The 22,649-nt window shown below is 41.9% G+C and carries 15 protein-coding genes; 11 read left to right on the top strand and 4 right to left on the bottom strand.

Annotation, left to right across the window (positions count from 1 at the left end; all coding sequences use genetic code 11):
* The first annotated feature begins 146 nt into the window (after positions 1-146).
* From DBR11_RS20175 to DBR11_RS20165, 3 genes are read left to right on the top strand one after another with little or no spacing between them, the layout of a single operon-like run.
* Positions 147-653, top strand: a complete 507-nt coding sequence (locus DBR11_RS20175; RefSeq protein WP_108554425.1) for a GNAT family N-acetyltransferase — start codon at positions 147-149, stop codon at positions 651-653.
* 6 nt (positions 654-659) lie between these two features.
* A complete protein-coding gene (locus DBR11_RS20170; RefSeq protein ID WP_108554424.1) occupies positions 660-1,139 on the top strand; it encodes a MarR family winged helix-turn-helix transcriptional regulator in 480 nt (159 codons plus the stop codon).
* Between the two features lie 31 nt (positions 1,140-1,170).
* Positions 1,171-3,606, top strand: coding sequence for a mechanosensitive ion channel family protein (locus DBR11_RS20165; protein ID WP_108554423.1), 2,436 nt, complete (start codon positions 1,171-1,173; stop codon positions 3,604-3,606).
* A gap of 1 nt (position 3,607) precedes the next feature.
* On the opposite strand, the gene DBR11_RS20160 is transcribed toward DBR11_RS20165, so the two are convergent.
* On the bottom strand, positions 3,608-4,261 hold the full coding sequence (locus DBR11_RS20160; protein WP_108554422.1) for a YceH family protein: 654 nt from the start codon (positions 4,259-4,261) through the stop codon (positions 3,608-3,610).
* Positions 4,262-4,377: 116 nt separating this feature from the next.
* Here DBR11_RS20160 and DBR11_RS20155 point away from each other — a divergent pair, with 116 nt between their 5' ends.
* The 8 genes from DBR11_RS20155 (at position 4,378) to DBR11_RS20120 (ending at position 19,463) form a co-directional block, all read left to right on the top strand.
* Positions 4,378-5,718, top strand: coding sequence for a polysaccharide lyase 6 family protein (locus DBR11_RS20155; RefSeq protein WP_108554421.1), 1,341 nt, complete (start codon positions 4,378-4,380; stop codon positions 5,716-5,718).
* Positions 5,719-5,758: 40 nt separating this feature from the next.
* Positions 5,759-7,363, top strand: a complete 1,605-nt coding sequence (locus DBR11_RS20150; RefSeq protein ID WP_108554420.1) for a histidine kinase — start codon at positions 5,759-5,761, stop codon at positions 7,361-7,363.
* Positions 7,364-7,512: 149 nt separating this feature from the next.
* Entirely contained in the window at positions 7,513-10,152 is a 2,640-nt protein-coding gene (locus DBR11_RS20145) for a zinc-dependent metalloprotease (protein WP_108554419.1), read from the top strand.
* 38 nt (positions 10,153-10,190) lie between these two features.
* On the top strand, positions 10,191-13,553 hold the full coding sequence (locus tag DBR11_RS20140; RefSeq protein ID WP_108554418.1) for a SusC/RagA family TonB-linked outer membrane protein: 3,363 nt from the start codon (positions 10,191-10,193) through the stop codon (positions 13,551-13,553).
* 10 nt (positions 13,554-13,563) lie between these two features.
* Complete coding sequence (locus tag DBR11_RS20135) at positions 13,564-14,889, top strand: RagB/SusD family nutrient uptake outer membrane protein (protein WP_108554417.1); 1,326 nt, start codon at positions 13,564-13,566, stop codon at positions 14,887-14,889.
* 92 nt (positions 14,890-14,981) lie between these two features.
* Entirely contained in the window at positions 14,982-15,707 is a 726-nt protein-coding gene (locus DBR11_RS20130; protein WP_108554416.1) for a LytTR family DNA-binding domain-containing protein, read from the top strand.
* 87 nt (positions 15,708-15,794) lie between these two features.
* Complete coding sequence (locus DBR11_RS20125; protein ID WP_108554415.1) at positions 15,795-18,782, top strand: DUF2723 domain-containing protein; 2,988 nt, start codon at positions 15,795-15,797, stop codon at positions 18,780-18,782.
* Positions 18,783-18,848: 66 nt separating this feature from the next.
* Complete coding sequence (locus DBR11_RS20120) at positions 18,849-19,463, top strand: hypothetical protein (RefSeq protein WP_146186601.1); 615 nt, start codon at positions 18,849-18,851, stop codon at positions 19,461-19,463.
* Here DBR11_RS20120 and DBR11_RS20115 read toward each other — a convergent pair.
* The 3 genes from DBR11_RS20115 to DBR11_RS20105 all read right to left on the bottom strand — a co-directional run bounded on the left by DBR11_RS20115 (position 19,460) and on the right by DBR11_RS20105 (position 22,631).
* Positions 19,460-20,383, bottom strand: coding sequence for a serine hydrolase (locus DBR11_RS20115; RefSeq protein WP_233260841.1), 924 nt, complete (start codon positions 20,381-20,383; stop codon positions 19,460-19,462). The genes DBR11_RS20120 and DBR11_RS20115 overlap by 4 nt on opposite strands.
* Positions 20,384-20,444: 61 nt before the next feature.
* Positions 20,445-20,771, bottom strand: a complete 327-nt coding sequence (locus tag DBR11_RS20110) for a DUF3276 family protein (RefSeq protein WP_108554412.1) — start codon at positions 20,769-20,771, stop codon at positions 20,445-20,447.
* 69 nt (positions 20,772-20,840) lie between these two features.
* Positions 20,841-22,631, bottom strand: a complete 1,791-nt coding sequence (locus DBR11_RS20105) for an ABC transporter ATP-binding protein (RefSeq protein WP_108554411.1) — start codon at positions 22,629-22,631, stop codon at positions 20,841-20,843.
* Positions 22,632-22,649 lie beyond the last annotated feature (18 nt).

Genomic DNA, 22,649 nt, shown 5'->3' with positions numbered 1-22,649 from the left:
TAACAGGTATAAAACAAAGCAAGCCCTTAGTTGTTCGGGTTATTTTTTACCAATGTTAAAGATTTTCTATACTTTTTAATCTTTGTGAAGGGTAATATTTCAATATATGTAGTCTACTACATATATTTGTGTATAACCCCGTATTTATGGAACAGCTTTTTGAAATAAAATCATTGAACAATACCTATTGTAACCAGATCCTGGACCTCATTCTTCCCATCCAGCAAATTGAATTTCAGGTTCCTGTAACTCTTCAGGGGCAGCCTGATTTGCTGGATATTGAGACCAATTATATAATGCCGGGTGGAAACTTCTGGGGAGCATTGACCGATGAAGATCAATTGATTGGTTCTATTGCCTTAATGTCTGTTGGACATCAGACAGGCGTAATCAGAAAAATGTTTGTGAAAAAGGAATTTCGGGGAAAAGATTTAGGGATTGCGCAACGTTTACTCGATAGCCTTATTCAAGAATGTCAAACCCAGAAAATTACTTCTATTTACCTCGGTACAATTGACGTCTTAAAGGCCGCACACCGGTTTTATGAGAAAAATGGCTTTGTCTGCATACCAGTAACAGATTTGCCGGATTACTTTCCCCGAATGATGGCTGATAATGTATTTTATCGTTTATATTTGGGCGCCAACAAATAAATTTTTATGAATGTAATTGATGAATCCGGGATACTGGCCATAGCCACCAGGTTACAGAGGCTGAGTGATCAGATCCGTAAAGATGGCTTCCAGATCTATAAAGCACATGGAATTGACTTCGAACCTAAATGGTTTCCGGTAATGTATACCCTGTTTCATAAACCTGTATTGAGTGTGGTGGAAATTGCGAATGAGATTGGCTATACGCATCCCTCCACCATCAGTTTACTGAAGGAACTGGAAAAGGAAAAACTGATCCGCTCTAAAAAGGATAAGATCGATGAACGTAAAAGATTGCTTCAGCTTACAGATAAAGGACAAACATTGGTTGGGAAAATGCAGCCCGTATGGGACGTGCTGAAGATTGCAACTGCCGAAATGATCGATACAGAAAATAACCTGATGAGGGCGATAGAAGAAGTTGAAGGCCAGCTGAAAGAAAAAAGTTTTTTTGACAGGGCTGCTGCGCAAATGAAACGCGTATAATTTCTTATATTGAGCATAAGAAAGAACAACAATGCCTAAGATATTTTTTCCGCTTCTGGCCCTTTTTTGTTGCCTGTTGTTTACAGGCCAGCTTAATGCCCAATCAGGCAAGAAGAAAAAAATAGTGGCCGATACCAGTATAACTGCAAAAGGAGATACCTCTTTAAATACCTTTATAGACCGGGTAGAATATTATACCAACGCATTTAATCAAATGAATGCGGTATTGACTAAAGGTTTTGACACCACTGCGATCAGTCAGGACCTTCCCAATATAGATCTTACGGTTAAATACATACAAAAGGGGACAAAGGTTGAAGATCGGTCCAATACCCTTCGGTTTTTATATTCCCTGAGAGATATCTTAACCAGATTGGAAGATAAGCTGAATCTATATCAAAAAACGCTTAGTGGTTATAATGATAAACTTGTCACCATTCAAAACGGACTGATCCAAATAAAGCAGGATCAGTTTCTTAAAATAGCACCTACAGACAGTATTTTGAATGCGGAGTACCGGGAACAGATGAAAGGTCTGAATCTGAAATGGGCCAGGATTGATGCACTCAACAAGCAGGACATGCGAAGGATTGGTGTTTTGCAAAGCCTGGTGGTGGCCAATTATATCCAGGTGACCAATTACAAGGAAAGGATCAATCTTGAACTGCGAAATTTTGGGATGCGGGCTTTTTCGAAAGAGTATCCCTATTTATGGCAATCCAGCGGGAAGGACTACACAAAGAGTTTTAGTGATGCCTGGGACACCACAGTAAAAACAAGTATACAATTGTTGAATTACTATTTTTTGACCAACTGGGGTACACATATATTTGGACTGCTGATTTTTATTTCCTTTTATAGCTGGACTTTACTCTCTGTCCGGAAGATCCGGCTGCTGAAATCTGAGCCAGACAGTATTTTTAACCAGGCCCATTATATTCCTGAAAAGCCGCTTTTATCTGCTCTTCTCATCTCCTTGTTCATCACTTTTTTTCTGTATGACCATCCGCCGGTGGTATTTATGGAAATCATTATGTTGGTATTGATTATAGCAACAGGTTTGCTGGTGAGAAAGACATGGCCCAAACAGTTGTTCCGGTTCTGGATCATTGTTCTTTGTTTAACATTGGTTGCAGGCCTGAGTAACTTATTTTTACTGGTTTCCTATACAGACAGGATCATCGTTTTTTTATTAGGTATCGCGGGAGCCGGAGCAGGCTGGCAGTTTTTACAGATCCTAAAGAATTCAAAGAATTCTTATCCCGAAAAATCGGTGTTATTTGTGAAGGTTTTTGTTGCCGTACAGTTGTTCTCTATTTTCTGCAATATAATTGGACGGTTTAGTCTGGCAAAGATGTTCCTTGTGGCTTCTGTGCTTGGGATATGGCAGGCTATGAGTCTGGTCATCTTTGTCCGCGTATTGATGGAAGCCGTATTCCTACAATTAGAAAGCAGTAAGGAAAACAGTGGAATGCCCACCTATTTTGACTTTGCACTCCTGCAGCAGCGCTTTAAAAATGTGCTGAATGTTATCGCCATCTTGTTATGGCTCATTCTGCTGGCTGGAAATCTGAATATTCTGGATGCTTTATATGATTTTGCGGCCGACCTGCTTACGCAAACCCGAAAGATTGGTGGCAACGAATTCACCTATGGTAGTATTGTTGTTTTTGTATTGGTGATCTGGGCAGCTACAATAGTGAGTAAAGCAGTAAGTTACTTTTTTGAGTTTGCAGATTATCATTCCACCTCCAAAAGCAAGAAAAACAAACTGAGTTCCTCTATTTTACTCATCAAACTCGCTATATTTTCTATAGGTTTTTTACTGGCCATTACAGCTTCAGGCATCCCAATGGAGAAGATCACCATCATTTTGGGCGCCCTCAGTGTGGGTATTGGATTTGGTCTGCAAACCATTGTGAATAACCTTGTTTCCGGGATCATCCTGGCCGTGGAGAAGCCGGTGGAGGTGGGAGATGTAATTGAAATAGGGACCAAGTCTGGTACTGTGAAAGAGATGGGAATCAGGGCCAGTAAAATTGCCACTGCAGATGGTTCGGAAATTATTGTGCCTAATGGGGACCTGCTTTCCCAGCACCTCACAAACTGGACCCTGAGCAATAATCACCGAAGGGTGGAGCTCATTATTGGCGTGGCCTATGGGAGCGATCTTAAAGTGGTTAAAGATCTTTTTCATCAGATCATTGACAACCGGGAAGACATCATGCAGGACCCTAAACCTATGGTACTGATCCACTACCTCAACTCCAGTTCTGTAGATTTTAGAATTTTGTTCTGGGTAGAAGACATCAGTAACTGGGTAAATCTGAAGAGTCAGGTACTGAGTGATGTATATGAGGTGTTTTACAGGGAAGGCATTTCACTTCCCTTCCCTCAGTCTGATGTTTATATTCATTACCCCGATCAACCGGCCGTTCAGGAGCCTAAAGAAGACAAAGGAGAATAGTCTATTTATCCATCAGCAGATTAACCAGTTCTTTCAATTCTTCCAGTTCCTGTTCCAGTTTAGCTACCCGTTCTTCCAGTTCCTCATAACTTTTATGCTCTGCTTCGGTTGGCAGGTTTTCTGTTTCCTGAGGCTCAGCTTCAGTTTCACCGCCAAACAACTGCATGTATCGGGCTTCCTTTTGTCCAGGCCTTTTAGACAACTGTTTAACATAGGCAGGTTCGTCAGCCGAAAGTTTTTGAAGGATTTCCTGTATTTCTTCTATCGTTTCAAACTCATACATTCTTCCAGAATTCGTATTGATCTCTCCCGGAGTTAAAGGTCCTCTGAGTAAGAGCAGGCAGAGTATAGTCAATTCTGCAGGCAATAGCGGATAAACGATGGCCAGGTTATGTTTGTACTTAATACTCCGGCTTCCGGCTCCGGTAGCTGTGCCAACCAGACCTTTTATTTTTAAAGCATTGAGGGTTAGTGTAACGGTTTCTTCATCGTAATTCACAACCGGATTTCTGGATGTTTTCTGGTTGCAGGCAATAGTGATGGAATTGATGGTCATCGGATAATAATCCGGAGTGGTTTTACTTTTTTCAATCAGTACACCGAGAATCCTTTGTTCAATGGCGGTCAGGATCAGCAGAGGTTTCGTTTCTTCCATGCAAGTAAAGATAAAAATAATCCCTTTTGATGCTAATAAATCTTAATGAATTGCTGATCGACAAGAATGCATGTGGAGCACAAAGCTGTAATTTGGCAGAACCAAATATAAAATAAATGAAAAGATTGATCCTCCTTCGATGCTGCAAACGGGTAGTATTTACTTTGCTGGCTTTAACCTTAACATCAGTTGTTTTTGCAGAAACCATCCTCGTTTCTTCTGTTGCTGAATTGCAAAATGCTATAGACAAGGTAAAACCAGGAACGGAGATCCGGGTAAAAGATGGACAATATATAACTGAAACTGATATTCTGATCAGGGCACGAGGTACCGAAAAACAACCCGTACTCATTGCTGCAGAACATACAGGAGCCGTTGAAATATCAGGCAGGGGAGGTTTTAGCTTGCTGGATCCGGCAACGTATGTCACCATTAGCGGCTTTAAATTTACACATCAGGCTTCAAAAGCCAAATCGGGAACAGGAACAAGTTTTTGCCGCTGGACCCACAATATTTTTGAAAATGCAGGTAACGGAGAAGACCTCACACTAGCAGGAAACGACCAGGAAGTAGATTATAATACCTTCCAGAACAAGGCCAGCATGGGACGTTTTATTGCGGTAAGAGGTCACGATAGTCAAATTGCCCAGCGCCTCCATATTCATCACAACTATTTTAATAATTTTTCGCAGCAAACCGGTAATGGGGCAGAGGCGCTTCAATTTGGTTTGAGTGGTTTCAGTATGTCGACCAGCAACAGTATTGTAGAATATAATGTATTTGAAAGGTGTGCCGGAGAAAATGAACTGATTTCAGTTAAAGCCTCGGGTTTGGTATTGCGATACAATACCATTAGAGATTGTCCGGCCCAGTTTACCCTACGTCATGGCAACAAGAACGCGGTATATGGCAATTATTTTACCCGTACTCCGGGGCTTCGGATATTTGGCGATGATCAAACCATTTATGGCAATTATTTTGAAGACTGTAAACCTGCAATTACCATTGGAAACGGAGATGGAGAAGTAGCCGATGGCAGTAAATTGACCGTTCACGATCGGCCAGACCGGATCTTGATCGCTTTTAATACGCTGATTGCGAATCCGGAGAACATCATACTGCCCAATCGAAAAGATGGAATGGGCGCAACCTTGGTTACTGTAGCCTGTAATGTGATCCAGGGAGGAGGCCAGGCCGCCGTGATTGCCGGACCACTTACTGGCGCAAAATGGGAAGGGAATACGATCTTTAAAGTCCGAAGCGCAGGAGATATGCCTGCAAGCGGCTATGTAGATAAAGATCCTGAGCTGGTGCGGACCAGCAATGGAATCTATAACTTTAAAAATGCAAAAGGCCTTACAGATCAGTTTGCGGCCCGTTTCCCTGGCCTAAGTCCAATGATTCCTGTTACAGTACTGAACGCTAAGGATGTGGGAGCCACTGCAGGCAAACGCTAAGAAATATAGGCAGCATCTTGGAATATAATTACCTTTGAGGATGAATTCTATTCCAAAAAACCGGAAACACCTGATCATTTTAGGAATCGTTGTGTTTCTGTGCCTTTCTGCAATAGCCTTGTTTATGAACAGCAGGATCAAACCTCGTATTGATCAGATCAGCAAGAGTATTGCAGGGTATGCCTATGAGCAAAAGGCAACGAATGTGAATTATGAATTTAACAAACTGATCAGCGGGCTATCCGCCGGGACAAGAATAACAACCAGTTTAAAAGATGGGAATGACTTTCTGAAAAACTCTGGTACAATCTATTCTGTGATCATGAATGATGCAGCAGTAAGCCATGCCTGGTCGGTTGTATTGACTAAAAAGGATACATCGTTTCATACCTTTGGAAGAGGAAGTAAGGAGGAAAAAGCAACAACAAAGGCTTATGTAGCGAATTGGGTTAAAAAAACATTTTCTCTTCAAAAACAAACACCGCAGTCTGCCGGTTCACTGTTCAGTGTAAGCGATTCGCTGCATTGGATGGTGGCTTCTGCCTGCCGGATCAAAGATTCCAGCCTGGTGGTGATCGGACTGGACATTAACCTGAAAAAATTTCAGAACTATTTATGGAATGTGAATGACAAGAGTAAAGCCTACGCCATTATATTTAATGAAGAAGGATACTGTATTTCACACCCCGAAATTAAGTTTATTGGTCAGCGTCTCCTGGATCCTAAAAAAACAAGTCTGGCCGAAAAAGTATTAGGTGATAGTGCAACCATTAAAGAAACCATCTTTTCCAATTATCTTGCCGTTCCGGTGATCAGGTCTTATTCTCCGCTCAAAATTGGCCCTATGAACTGGATCATGGCTATCGATACCCCGGTTTTTGTTGTAGATGATGAAGTCAATGATATTGAAAGAAATGTGATCGGAATGGGTATCCTTTCTGTACTGATCATTGTTGGCGTTGTGGCCTATCTTCAGAAAAAGTGGCAGAATGAATTTATAGGCCGGGAACAAGCGGAAGCCAATAGAAAAACCCTGTTGCTCGAGCGTCAGGAACTTCAGATGGTAACAGAAAAGCAGGAAAAGGAAAATGCCCTCTTGCAGCTGAAGGTTTTAAAAGATAAGGTCAATCCACATTTCCTCTTCAATTCCATGGGCTCACTCAATGCCCTGATTGACCGCGACCCAAAACTGGCCCGGGAGTTTATTGTACGTTTATCCAAGGTATACCGTTACCTGTTGGATAGTTATCCAAATGGGCAGGCGAGTGTGAAGGAAGAGCTGAACTTTGCCAGCCAGTACTGGTTTTTATTGAACATTCGGTTTGGCGAGGCAATGCTTCCTCTGGAAATTGACGTTAAAGAGGAACACATGAAGAAAAATCTGCCCTTTATGAGCTTGCAGATTGCCCTGGAAAATGCAGTGAAACACAATGTTGTGTCTAAACAAAACCCGCTGGAAATCAAAATCAAAAGCGAAGGAGAAGAGATTGTTGTCGTCAACAATTATCAACCCAGAAGTCATGTAGACGATTCCGGCAAACAAGGAATTTCCTATTTACTCAGTACCTATCAGCATTTTGGAGGCCCGCTTCTACGACATGGTATTTATAGTACAGAATACAGATGTTATTTCCCTTTTCTTTAATCTTCATAGAAAATTAACCTGCCGGACACAATTTATTCACTCCGGCTATTCGCGGTTTCACTGCTAAATCTCACTGATTCACTCCTGTTGCTTTTATAATCTATAAAATATAGGTCATTTTTAAAGGGTAATTAAGCAGAGACTAAAGAATGATAAGACCTTTACTACTAAGTACAACACTTACGGTAGCCCTTTTGTTTTCGGTTCCCGGACAAGCACAGCAGAAAAAGAAAACCCAGAAAATAGATCTAAAGAAAACACAACCTGCAGATTCCTTAAAAAAGAAGGTAGATCAGGACACCGTTAAAAAAGGAAATCTAAAAGATTATAAGACTTTACTTAAAAAAGCAAAGACCACCGATGGTATTTTTAAAGTACATCAGGTAGAAACAGACTATTATTTTGAGATCCCATTGAAAATGATGGGAAAAGACTTTTTGCTGGTGAACAAAATTTCGTCAGTGCCCTTGGCCGTTAATGAGGCGGGAGTAAACAAAGGAATGAATTACGAAAATAAGGTGATTCGTTTTTATCAAAATAAACTGGCCAAGACGGTATGGGTAAAAACCATTGTGCCGCAGGTAGAATCCCCGGAAGGTGATGCGATTACCCAATCTGTAAAAGACAATTTTATAGGCTCAGTCATTGAAAACTTTAAGATTGAAGCCTACACTCCAGATTCTTCTGCCGTAGTGATCAAAGTAAATAAGGTATTTGACGGAACAGAGAAGAGCTTTAATGATGTATTTAATAATCTGAATTTTGGTACCAGTCCTAAAACGGCTTTGTCTGCTATAGAGCACATCAAAAATTTTCCTCAGAATATTGTTGTGCGTTCCTTGTTAAGTACTTCTGTAACAGAGGGCCAGAGTACCATAGCGGTCAGCATGGCTGTAACTACGAATTTATTACTGCTGCCTGAAAAGCCAATGAAACCCCGTTTTGCAGATAACCGGGTTGGTTTTTTCAGTACGCCAAGATGGTATTTTTCAGACAGCCAGCAAAAAATGGAGACCAGGGAACTGATCACCAAATGGAAACTGGAACCTAGGCCAGAAGACCGGGCGCGTTATTTGAAAGGCGAACTGGTGGAGCCAGAAAAACCAATTGTATTTTATATAGATCCTTCCACACCTAAACAGTGGAGACCTTATATTATAGACGGTATTCACGACTGGCAAAAAGCATTTGAAGCCGCAGGTTTTAAAAATGCCATCCAGGCTAAACTGGTTACAGATACCGCCGATTTCGACGGTGATGATGTTCGCTACTCTGTGGTAACCTATGCAGCATCTCCTAAGTCCAATGCGATGGGGCCGGCAGTAGTGGATCCCAGATCAGGAGAGATCCTGGAGTCAGATGTCATCTGGTGGCACAATGTAATGACATCTCTGCAGTACTGGATGAGGATTCAGACTGGAATTATAGATAGCGGAGCAAGGAAGAATAATTTTAGCGTAGAACAGATGGGACATGCCATCCGTTTTGTGTCTTCACACGAAATTGGACATACCTTAGGCTTAAAACACAATATGGGCGCATCATTTGCCTATCCGGTAGATTCCCTGCGTTCTCCGGCCTATACCTCCAGAATGGGGGGGACAGCACCTTCTATTATGGACTATGCCAGGTTCAACTATGTCGCACAGCCAGAAGACCACGTAACCAATATTACCCCACAAATTGGTGTATATGATAAATATGCTATTGCCTGGGGCTACCGCTGGCTAGACAATACAGATCCACGCGAAGACCTGAAAATACAAAAACAGTGGATAGCCAAACATCAGCATGATCCTTTGTACCACTACGGTGAACAACAGGAAGGTCTGAATATTGTAGACCCAAGAGCCCAATCAGAAGATATTGGTGATAATGCGATGAAGGCTGGTGAATACGGTTTGAAGAATCTTCAACGTTTGGTTCCCCAGATCAGAACATGGGCTGCAGAACCTGGAGACAACTATTACCAGGCAGGTAAATTATATATGGCCGCCATTTGGCAGTGGAACACCTATACAGACCATGTAATTTCCAATATTGGTGGTTATTACCTTGAAAATCCAGTAGAGGGAGATGGTAAAAAAGCTTATACTCCGGTACCAAAGGCAACGCAGCAGGAAGCGATGGGCTTTTTAAAAAAGCAGTTGTTCAGCCTTCCACAATGGTTGTTTAATCCGGAATTGTTGTCCAGCACCTTTGCGGTTAAAGACACGCCTTATGGTCCTTTTGAATATGGACCATACAATCTGAAACGAGAGCAACAGTACAGTTTGATGTACGGCCTGGTGAACGATGAACGTTTGCTCAGGATGTTGGAAATGGAAACTATACATGGAGAAAAAAATGTGTATACAGTTTCTCAATTGTTGAAAGAGATCCGCGAAACGGTATTTCAACCGACCATTAAAGGAAGAAGCTTATCCCTGGATGAGCGTATGGTAGAACAGAATTATGTAGATGTATTACTGGTTGGTACAGATAAGTTAATGGAAAAAGTCAACAAGAAAGCCCTGCAACCGGTAGCTATCTTAAGAAACAACCTTCCTGAATTATGCGACTTGACACCGCGTGCTTTTAAAGAGGAGAAAACCACCAGCGGGGCAGACCTGAGAATGGTCTATGTAAGTTCTATGGTGCGTACATCTGATGTTGCACCGGCTAAAAGAGGAGAGCTGATCAAAATTTTACATCTGCTTGAGAAAAGTAAAAAAAGTGGCAATGAGGAGACCAGAAGCCATTATTTGGACTTGATTTTAAGGATTCGCCAAAGCCTGAGAATGAATTAAACTGAATCAATAAACTATAAACCAATAAATTTGCACAAATGAATAAACTTTTACTAATGTTTTTCCTGTTTGCGATTGGCCTTAAAAGCTTTGCCCAGGAACAGACCACCATCACAGGAACGGTGCTGTCAGAGGAAGACGGCCGACCTATTCCAGGTGCATCGGTGTTCGTGGACAAATCCGGAATCGGTGAACAGTCAAGTCCTGGAGTGATCCAGAATTCGGTGATTGGCGCAGTGACCAATACCGATGGACATTTTACTTTGAAGGTTCCTGCAGGAACTACTTATTTGAAGGTGAGCTACCTGGGCTACAATTCAGCTATGGTCAACATCAAGAATAAAACCAATATTACAGTTTCTTTGACCAATGACAATAACGTACTGAACGAGGTGATCGTGAATGGTTATACAGACATTGCAAAACGTAAGAACACAACCTCAGTAGCCAAGTTAGACTATGACAACATCCGTCAAAGTGGTGTCTCTGGTATTGATCAGATGCTGCAGGGACAAGTAGCCGGGGTATCGGTGACCAATTTAAGTGGCGGCCCTTCTTCAGCACCTAAGATCCGTATCCGCGGAACGGTTTCATTGAACGGAACACAAGATCCTTTGTGGGTTTTGGATGGTTTGCCTTTGGAGGGTACAGATTTACCAAAGAAAATCCAGGATAAAGAAAATATCGATCAGTTGCGCAATTTGCCAATTTCAGGCTTAAATCCAGATGATATTGCAGATATCACCATTTTGAAAGATGCTGCAGCTACAGCTATCTATGGCGCAAGGGCAGCCAATGGGGTCATTGTGATCACCACTAAAAAAGGTAAGAAAGGCCCAATGGCAATTAACTTCAGTGCGAATACATTTATTGATCAGAGACCTGATTTTAGTAAACTGAATTTAATGAATGCTACCGAAAAGGTAGATTTTGAACTTGGACTGGCTTCCAGGTCAGATTTGACCTACAGGGATAATCTGGGTGCGGTATCCAGAATTCTGAATAAATCAGGAGAACTGAATGCGTATAGAAATGGTGGCTTTTCTGCCCTTAATCCTTCCACTCAACAACAAATCAATGCTTTGCGCAACATCAATACGGATTGGGGAAAGGAATTATACCAGGCAGCAGCTAACCAGCAGTATACGCTGGGGCTTTCAGGAGGAACGGATCAGGCCAGCTATTATTTTTCAGGCGGCTACTATAATGAGAAAGGTTCAACTATAGGAACAGGCCTGAAAAGATACAATACTACTTTAAAAACAGACTTTATCGTTTCGCCAAAATTGAAATTCGGCGCCTCTTTATTCGGTTCGGTGACCAATCAGAATAACTATCTGACAGAATCAGACTCGTTTACAAGTCCATCAAGATATGTTAGAAATGTAAATCCTTATTTAACACCAAGAGATGCAAATGGCGCTTATATCTATGACCCGGATATCCAGGGTACGGCAAATTTAAGTGGCGATGTATTTGTGCCTTTCAATATTCTGGAAGAGCGCGAAAATACCCGGTATAAATTAAACAACAAGAGTTTTAAAGGTATTTTTGATGTCAATTATAAGATTCTGAAAGAATTGAACTTCCGTTCTGAAATAGGACTGCAGTTTGAAGAAAATGGTTCGGAAAAATATGGTAGTGCAGATACTTACTATGTGCGTAAATACCGTGAAAAGTCAAGGTTTTACAATTCTGCCACCAAGAAATATGAATATTTCCTTCCTGCTGGAGGTGTGATCCAAAACCAGAATACTTCATTCTTCCAGTACAACTGGAAAAACATCTTTGAGTTCAATAAAGTGATCAACGAAAAGCATGAAATAGAGGCTTTGGCTGGTGCAGAATTTCGCCGCACTAAAAACCAGATGATCATGACCCGGGGATTTGGTTATAACGACAGAACGCTTACCACCCAGGATATCGTATACCCGAACTCTGGTTTTGCGACCGGTGATTCAAATCCTTTTAGAAACTATCAGAAAACGTGGCTTGAGAATGCTTATGCCTCTTTTTATGGCACGCTTTCTTATACTTATGACAGAAAATATACGGTGTATGGAAGTATCCGTTATGATGGATCTGACCTTTTTGGTGTAGACCCTAAATACAGATATCTACCCATCTATTCCGTATCGGGCGCATGGAATGCCAGAGAAGAAGAGTTTGTAAAAGACATCAAGTGGATTTCCAATCTGCGTTTCAGGTCATCTTATGGTATCCAGGGAAATATTGATAAAAATACCTCTCCGGAAATTGTAGGGGTGTATGATAACACGAATATTTTGCCAGGTGGAAACGAAACAACAATTAATGTAACCAATCCGCCGAACCAGAAACTACGCTGGGAAAAAACCGCAACTTTTAATGCTGCTGTGGATTTGGGTATATTTAATAATGCAGTCCAATTTACATTCGAATATTATAACCGTGCCAGCAAAGACCTGATTGGTATCCAGGAATTATCTTTGGAGAATGGTTTTGATAATACCAACAGCAACTGGGCCCAGGTAAACAACAGAGGTTTGGAGCTGAGCATTTCCACACGGAACATCAGTACCAAAAATTTCAACTGGTCTACAGACTTTAATATTGCCCACAACAAAAGCAAGGTTGTACGCGAAAAAGTAAGCCTGCAGTCGTTTGCGCCTTCAAAAGAAGGTTATCCCTTAAATGCCCTGTTTGTCATTAAAACAAACGGTTTGGATGCAAATGGAATACCTCAGTTTGTTCAGAACGGAAAAACAGTTTCTTTAGAGAATTTCTATAAACTGTTCGACCCATATGCCGACTTTTTTCCAGGACAACTTACACAAAGTAATTTGAGTAATAAGGAGTACCAAAATCTGTTTAGTTATGCCGGCGATAGGGATCCTAAATATACAGGAGGTCTTGTAAACCGTTTCCGCTACCGGAATTTTGATCTTTCGATATCAGCGATTTTTAATATAGATCAAATGGTACTGGCCAATCCTACTTACAATCCTGCAGCTTTAGACCGTGGACAGAACTACAGCCGTGACGTGTTAAATGCATGGAGTCCCACCAATACGGGATCTCGCTTGCCGGCAATTATAGGCAGTGACACCGGTGACGGCAGCAGATGGATGGCATACAGCTGGCTAAACGGGGGTGACCAGGTCAACTCTTTCAATAGTCTGGACATATGGGCCAAGAAAATGAGTTATATAAGGATCAACAGCATGCGCTTAGGTTATACCCTGCCTTCAAAAATTTCAGGTAAAATTAAAGCAAACAGCTTGCGCATTAGTGTAGAAGGCCGGAACCTGCTGGTACTCGGATCCGATTATAAAGGATATTTCGATCCTGAAACTTACGGCAATATCTATGCCCAGCCGATTACAAAAAGCATATCTATTGGTTTAAACGCAACTTTTTAATTTAGATCAGATGAAGAAATTAATCATACTCAGCATAGTTGCTCTGTCATTGAGCATCACCAGCTGCAAAAAATATTTAGACATCACTCCCGTAGGAAAAGTTATCCCTACAACTGCCGCAGATTTTAGGGCGCTTTTAACCTCTGGTTACTCTACTTTTCCAAGGCATAAAGCTTTACTGGCTGTGCGCACAGATGAATTTTTGTTGGATGAAGACAGCCAGGATTTTCCAACATTGAAAGACATTTACAGCTGGAAGGATGCAAATCCAGATGGGCTTACAGCCCCGTTGCCCTACATGGATTTTTATAAAACCATCTTTTATGCAAATGAAGTGATCCAGGATGTAGAAGCCAAGGCAGGTATTTCTGCTGAGACCGCACAGTTAAAGGGAGAAGCTTACCTTTTGAGAGCATATGCGCATTTTGAACTGCTCAATATGTATGCTAAAACCTATAATAAAGCAACCGCGGGCACTGATAAGGGTGTTCCCATTGCAACGAGCATCGATCTGGAACAGAAATTTCCGCAGGCAAGTGTAGAAGCTGTTTATACACAGATTTTTTCAGACTTAACTGCAGGTCAGCAATTGCTGAACGTAGACAAATGGGAAACAGGAAAGAACTATCGCTTCAGTAAAAGAGCTGCCCAGGCGCTTGCGGCCAGAATCTATGAATTCAGAGGAGAGTGGGACAAAGCCTTATTGGCAGCACAAAATGTTCTGCAGGCTAACAATGCACTTGAAGACCTGAGTGCCAGCGGAAGCGTACTTCCAAATAACTACCAGTCTAAAGAAAACATTATGTCACTGGAAGATGTGATGGATGCAAGAACCTCTAATATTGGTATAATTTCAGTTCACTTGATGGGAATTTACGATCAAACCAATGATTTACGTTTTTCAGCTTACTTTGGTAAATCAGGTGGTCATTACGTTTCTCAAAAAGGAAACTCAAATGCCTTGAAAATTACCTTCAGGAATGGAGAGATGTACCTGATTGCGGCAGAGGCAGCATTACAAACGGGTAACAAAGACCTTGCGCTGCAACAATTACTGGCCTTAAAAGCCAAGCGCTTAAAAGCGGCCTATTTCCAGACAGAGAAAAACCGCATATCAGCACTCTCTTCCGCTGATTTGCTGAAAGAAGTTTATGCAGAACGTGAACGCGAACTGGCTTTAGAAGGCCACAGATGGTATGACTTAAAACGTTACGGGCAACCCGAACTTAAACATACCGTAAGCGGTGTAGAATATACCCTGGAAAAAAATGATCCGAGATATACGTTAAGGTTTCCAAAGAGCGCTTTGGCTAATAATCCAAACTTACAACAATAGATATATTAGGTTAGGTGAATAATCTGTTGGCTCCGGTTTCTTTTGAGACCGGAGTTTTTTTGTAAATTTACAACTGGTATTTCGAAACAACCATGACTGTACTGATTATAGAAGATGAAGAACTGGCAGCTCAGGAGCTGAAGAGCATGCTGCTTGAATTCGATCCGGGAATAGAAGTATTGGCTATCCTCGAAACCGTTGCAGGCGCTGTTCAATGGTTCAAACAACATCGGGCAGACCTGATCTTTATGGATATTCATTTGGGAGATGGAGAAAGTTTTCAGATCTTTCAACAAGTACAGATCCAAAGTCCGGTTGTATTCACAACCGCTTACGACCAATATACTTTAAAAGCCTTTAAACACCAGGGCGTAGATTACCTGCTTAAGCCCTTTGATCAGGAAGATGTTGTTCAGGCCATCAAAAAGGTACAGGGCCTGCAGCAACAAGGTTCAGTTCCGGCAGTGGTTTATCCCAGAACACGCTTTATGGTCAAGATGGGAACCCGGCTTAAAGCTGTCCAAGCCCATGAAATCGCCTATTTTATGGCTGATGATAAGTACCTGTTCCTGGTTACCCGCGATCAGCAAAGTTATATTATTGAAGAAACGATCACCAGCCTGGAACCGCAATTGTCTACCGCCGATTTTTTTCGGATCAACCGGAAATTCATCATTCATATCGATTCGATTAAAGAAATGTATAAGGTTTCCAGAAACCGGGTCAGGGTGGTCCTGGATCCCGAGCCAGAACACAATCCACAGGTATTGGTTACAGAAGAGCGTGCAGAGGCCTTTAAGGCTTGGCTGAACCTGTAGTATTTTAACATTCTTTAACACTAATTAACAACTCATACACAGTGATATAGCTAATTTTGATAAACTGCCAAATTAAAATTAGAGCTCATGAAACATTACCAACGCATCAATAATCTCCTCGGATTTGTTCTATTCGCTATTGCCTTAACTGTTTACTGGTTAACCATGGAACCCACCGTCAGCTTCTGGGACTGTGGAGAATTTCTTTCTGCCTCCAATAAGCTTCAGGTAGGGCATCAGCCAGGAGCACCTTTGTTTTTGATGATTGGTAAAATGTTCTCTATACTGGCACTCGGACATACCGGAAGAATTGCCTACTGGACGAATTTTCTTTCCGTAGTGGCCAGTGCCGCAACCATCATGTTTTTATTCTGGACCATTACAGCCCTGGCCTCAAAAGTTTTTGTAAAGAAACAAAGCAGGACGGAAATGTGGACTATTCTGGCTGCAGGAGCTATTGGGGCCCTGGCTTATACTTTTTCAGATACCTTTTGGTTTTCTGCAGTAGAGTCGGAAGTTTATGCTTTATCGATCCTGTTCACGGCCATTACTTTCTGGGCCATTCTGAAATGGGAAAGAGAACTCGATGACCGCTGGCTGGTCTTTATTGCTTTTATGATCGGCCTATCTATTGGTGTACATTTGCTCAGTTTGCTAACCATACCGGCTGTTGTACTGATCTATTATTTTAAAAAGACTGCCAGGCCAAATTGGAAAGGGGTGCTGAAAGCTTTTGCAATCGGATGTGTGCTGGTGGGTATTGTTCAGTTCTTTTTGATCCAGTATCTGGTATTGCTGGCTGCAAAATTTGATCTGTTCTTTGTCAACCAGTTGGGTACAGCTTTTGGTGCGGGTGCTTTATTCTTTCTGCTGCTGGTTGCAGCAGCACTCATTGCCGGAATTCTGTATACTATAAAAACCAAAAAGTACCAGTTAAATCTGAGCCTGATTTGTCTGACCTGCCTGTTAATTGGTTACAGCTCTTACTTTCTGATCATCATCAGGGCCAATGCCAAGACCAGTTTGAACCTGAGCAATCCAGACAATGCCTTTGGCTTATACGATTACCTTGGCCGTACCAGTTATGGTGAAACGCCATTGGTCTATGGACAAACCTTTGATGCTAAAGTCACCGATAATACCATTAACGGAAAAACCTACAGAAGGGGGCCTGCGAAATACGAAGTATCTGGCAATAATTATAAAACCACTTATGACAAGAATCAACTGTTTCCCCGGATGTACAGCAGTAGGGCAGACCATATACAATTTTATCGTCAGTGGCTCAATATGGGGGAAAACGAACATCCTTCCTTCTTACAAAATTTAAGCTTTTTCTCCAGCTATCAGGTTGGTTTTATGTACTGGCGCTACTTCTTATGGAATTTTGCCGGGAAACAGAATGATGTACAAAGCCAGGGTGAAATACAGAATGGCAACTGGATCACCGGAATCAAAGCGTTGGATAAAGCCAGACTGGGAAGTCAGACGCATTTACCAGCTTCTGTTATAGAAAACAAAGGTCATAATGTGTTTTATGGATTGCCGCTCCTGCTGGGTGTCATCGGCATGATCTGGTTGTACAGGAAGAGTAAATCTATGAGCATAGTCCTTGCCGCGCTATTCTTCTTTACAGGCCTGGCAATCATTCTGTACCTGAACCAGGATCCCCTGCAGGTAAGAGAAAGAGATTATGCCTATGTTGGTTCTTTTTATGCCTTTGCCATCTGGATCGGTCTTGGTGTGTTGGGTATAAAGGAATTGCTGGGCAGATGGGCTGCGCCGAAATGGAGCCTGGTCATGGCGGTGGGCTTATGTTTGGTTGTTCCTTACCTGATGGGAACCGCCGGCTGGGATGACCATGACCGTTCTGGAAAAACTACAGCTTTGGATTGGGCAAAGAACTATTTGAATTCCTGTGCTAAGGATGCCATTTTATTTACCACTGCTGATAATGATACGTTCCCCTTATGGTATGCCCAGGAAGTAGAAGGTTTCAGAACGGATGTCAGGGTGGTTAATATTCAGTATTTGTCTGATCCGGCCTATATTACCCAGATGAAAAAACAACTTCGCCAGTCAGCGCCATTACCGATTAGTATGAACGAAGATCAGTATAAGGCAGGAGTGAGGGATGTACTTCCTTATGTAGACTATGGTTTGAAAGACAGTGTAGAGCTCTCTGATCTTTTTGCCGTAATGACTTCCGATCAGAAGGCAGATCAGGTAGAAATGAATGATGGTAGTTATGCTAATTTTGTTCCGTCAAGGAAATTAAAACTCACGATTAATAAAAGGTCTTTGCTGGAATCCAATATCATCAGGAAAGAAGATCGTGATAAGCTGACAGATGTGATGGAATGGGATTTTAAAAAGAACTATGCGACAAAACCGGATTTGGCCATCTTTGACATTCTGGTGCACAACAACTGGAAGCGGCCGGTGTATTTTGAAAGTTCTGTATCTAACGATACGTATATGGGGCTGGATAAGTACCTTTATCTGGAAGGCTATGCCTACCGTCTTTTGCCATTTAAAACCGATAAAAAAGACAAAGAAGAGCGGACGAATACTTCGGTGATGTACAGTAATGTGATGAACAAACTGGCGTTTTCCGGATTTAAGAAAGCAGCCTATATCGATCCGGAAAGCAGGAGGGTACTGGATCAGACCTGGAGACTGCACAATACCCTGGCGGGGAATCTGCTGGCCGAAGGAAAGAAAGCAGAAGCCCATCAGCTGATGGTCAAAAGCCTTGACGAACTTCCGGTAAAAAACTACTCCATCAGAGACAGTATCCTCAGACTGGGTACCATCACAAATCTATATGAGCAGCAAGATTTGGCCCGGGCCGGTAAACTGACCACTGAAACAGCCAATTTCCTAGCCGGTGAACTACATTACATGATGTCTTTAGAACCTAAATTTCAGGAAGCTTATCTGGAAGATGCCCGCCTGGGCTTTTCTGTACTGCAGGAACTTGGGAAACTGACAGAACAATATGGTCAGCTGGAACAGCATAGGAAGATTATGGAGCAGCTTTCCATGCTGCAAAGGGTATCTTCAGGCGTATAGGGATAAATCCTTTCTAAAGACTTTGTCCGGCTTTGTTATTTGAGTTAAAGTATATAGCTTTATTCAATGATGAAGGAAGAGCAACCTAATGAGGAAGATGTATTGCTGGGCGTAGTATCTCACGTGCTGAGCTTTACATTGGGTGAGTTTTGCAAGTACGGCTATCTGCTGGCTTTTGAAAAGGACCTGTCCGATTTAAAAGGTCTGGTGGACGCAGCTTCTATGTACGAGAATGACTATGAAGTCCTGGAGGGTGTAAAGGATCCGGCTGTTCAATTGTTGCTACAGTCTTCGGACAAGGTTTTTAATTGTATTAAGACCTATCTGATGATCAATTCGCTGGATGAATTTGAAGTCATGACGAATGAAGAGTTTAATCAGCATGCATCCAATAACTATCATTTTTATGTAGACCAGCCTTTGGGCCAATCCTATAAAGAGTTGATGGAGGAAACCTGCCATCTGTATTTTTCATTAATGCATATGATTTATCATACCTGCTGTCAGCTGGATCTTGGACGGATCGATTTACCAGACGAATTATTTGATGATTTCTATACAGGATTTCTGGATGTTATTGATGGCTGTGGAACTCCCACAGAAGACAAGAACATTAAATTACTCTACGATTTACTCTTCGAACTGAACCAGGATATGAAACGGATGGAAGAATTGCGTTAATTCAGGTTGTATTTATCCATCCCTGCTGCCGGTACCCAGCTGGATGCCGGTTCATAATAATGCCAAAGCATCCGGCTCAGCTTTCTGATCAGTACCCAACCTTCATTGGAAGGAGTCCAGGAGGTATCTTTCTGATTTTTTGTGGTGATACAAAATACATAATCTCCATGGGGCGCGTTAACCAGCACCACTTCAGAGCGGGCTTCATCTACTGCACCCGATTTCGAAGCAGCCTGAATATAAGGTGGAATTTGAGATAAAGCCTCCTGGTCAAAATAGATCCGGATCAGGTTTCTGTAGATGCGTTCTGACGCCGCTTCATTAATCAACTTTCCATTCCTGATCAGCGTAAGTAAGGTCGCCATTTCTTTGGGTGTAGTCTGACCCCAGCCATATTTTTTCTGATTTTCCTGTCTGCCGGGAGTTCTGGAATTGACACGCGTATAGGTTAAGCCGTATTGGGCCATCAGGTCATTAATGGCTGTTCCCGTTCCGGCAAGGGATTGTGCCCAAAGACTTGCCGTATTGTCACTGGTCGTGATCATGAGCATGAGTACTTTCGAAAGCGCAATCTGTTCTCCGTTTTTGAAACTGCCTAAAATATCTTCACCGGCATACAGCAGGCTGTCTTTATAGGTCAGCACACTTTTGTAATCCAGCTGGCCTTTGTCAATCTGATTAAATACACCAGCTGTAATGGCTAGCTTAACCATACTGGCCGTAGGGAAGATGCTGTCTGCACTAATTCCTGCAGACCTGCCTGTTTTTAGATTCTTGACGTAAATTCCGACATCCCCATTAAAGCCCTTAACAAGCTGCTGGAGCCGTTGCTCAAGTTTAGGGTCATTGGTCTGTGTTTGTGCAAATACAGTAAAGCTCAGCAAGGCCAGGCCTAATGTCAGCAGAATGGTTCTCATCATACTTTAAATCCGGAGCAAAAAAAAGCCCCTGGTTTACAGGGGCTCATTTATATGATATAATTTAGAAAGAAAAATCATCAATGCCCTTGGCACCATTTCCTTCTTGATTTTCAGAATATTCGTAACGTTTTTCTATAACTTCCTGATGATTTTTGATACAATCTACAGTTTCATTTAGTCCTTCCGCAAACTTTTCAAAATCCTCTTTGTATAAAAAGATCTTATGCTTTACAAATACGCCGTCCTCTAGTCTTTTTTTACTTTCGGTTAAGGTTAAGTAATAATCACCTGAACGTGTCGCTTTTACATCGAAAAAATAAGTTCTCTTACCTGCCCTTACTTTCTTAGAAAAAACCTCTTCTCTCTCTTTGTTGTCAAATTCTCCCATGGTTGGTACTGATCTTGGTTTTTGGTTCGGGTAAATATAAAGCAATAATTATTAAAGTTCAAAATAGAATTACAGAGATTTATTTTCTTCTTCCAATAATTGATGCTGATACATCTCCCTGTAGGCTCCATTTAGGTCTAGCAAAGACTCATGTGTGCCCTGCTCAATGATTTTTCCCTTATCCATTACAATGATTTTATCTGCATTTTTTATCGTAGAAATGCGGTGAGCAATTAAAATACTGGTCTTCCCTTTCATTATTCGTCCAAGGTTACGAAGTATTTCTTCTTCAGTTTTGGTGTCTACCGCAGAAAGGCAATCGTCAAAGATCAAAATTTTAGGTTCTTTGATCAGTGCACGTGCAATGGATACCCGTTGTTTTTGTCCACCGGAAAGGGTAATCCCCCTTTCACCAAGCATGGTTTCAAATTTCAGATCAAAGTCAACTATATTGTGGTATACTGCCGCACTTTTTGCCGCATTTTCCACTTCCTCATCGGTTACCTGGTCCAGACCAAATGCAATATTGTTTTTAATCGTATCAGAAAAAAGGAATACCTCCTGCGGAACAAAACCTACCTGATTGCGGTAAGGACCTAATTGCAGGTTCTTTAGATTTTGACCGTTGAGCAGTATTTCACCGGAATCTACATCATACATGCGCATGATCAGATTGGCAAGTGTAGATTTACCCGATCCTGTCCGGCCTATAACGGCTACAAACTGACCTTTTTCTATCTCGAAACTTACCTTTTCCAGGGCCTTGATTCCCGTATCCGGGTAGGTGAAACTGACTTCATTGAAACGAATACTACCATCAAAATGAGCCGGGTCTACTTTGCCTGAAACAATGTCCGGATGCAGTTCCAAAAATTCGTTAATTCTTTTCTGAGAGGCCGCTGCACGCTGGATTAACGTGGTTACCCAACCCAGCATGGTTACCGGAAAAGTCAGCTGATTAACGTAAACAATAAACTCTGCGATGTTTCCGGCGGTGATGGAGCCATTAATCACCTGTTTCCCCCCTATATATACGGTCAGGATCGTGCTCAGGCCAACCAATAGGAGCATTGTAGGGTAAAAGAAGGCCTGTACCCTGACCAGGCTCATGGAATTCTGTTTATAGCCTTCGCTTTCCTGGGCAAAAATAGCCTTGGTATGGTTTTCTCTTACATAAGACTTGATGACCCGTATACCCGAGAAGCGTTCCTGAACAAAACTGGAAAGTCTCGACAGTTGTTCCTGGATTTGTTCACTCTTTTTATTGATCTGTGTATTGACAAAATAAATAGTTACCACCAGTACTGGCAAAGGAAGCAGACAAAAAGTAGCCAGTTCTGCATTGACCATATACATAGAAGTAATGATCAGCAAACATTGAACAGCTGTGTTGAGCGCGTACATAATGGCGGGCCCTACATACATCCTGACCCGGTTTACATCTTCGGTAGCCCTGTTCATTAAATCCCCGGTATTGTTGCGGCGGTAAAAACCCAGACTTAGTTTTTGGTAGTGGGCATAGATCTCGTTCTTCATGTCAAACTCTATATGTCTTGACATGAGGATCAGCGTTTGCCGCATAAAGAATAGAAACAGACCTCTGATCAGATACAGGAAAAGTACCAGTGCGCCAAAATAAAATAAGCTGTAACTGAAAATATCATAGATAATAGACTGCCTTTCGAAACCCGAAAAAAGGTTGTATACCTGGATGTTTTCGGTAATCAGATTGAAGGCATGACCAATAACCTGTGCCGGAATGACCCCAAAGATGTTTGATATAATGACAAAGAAAACACCCGGAACAATCCACCACTTATATTTATAGAAGTACTTATTTAAAAAACGAAGGTGTTTCATGAGCAGGTAAAGTTAGAC

It is taken from the genome of Pedobacter sp. HMWF019 (genome assembly GCF_003061025.1).
Classification (GTDB): domain Bacteria; phylum Bacteroidota; class Bacteroidia; order Sphingobacteriales; family Sphingobacteriaceae; genus Pedobacter.
Note: the sequence above shows the minus strand (reverse complement) of the source record. Positions and strands in the feature narration are given on the sequence as shown.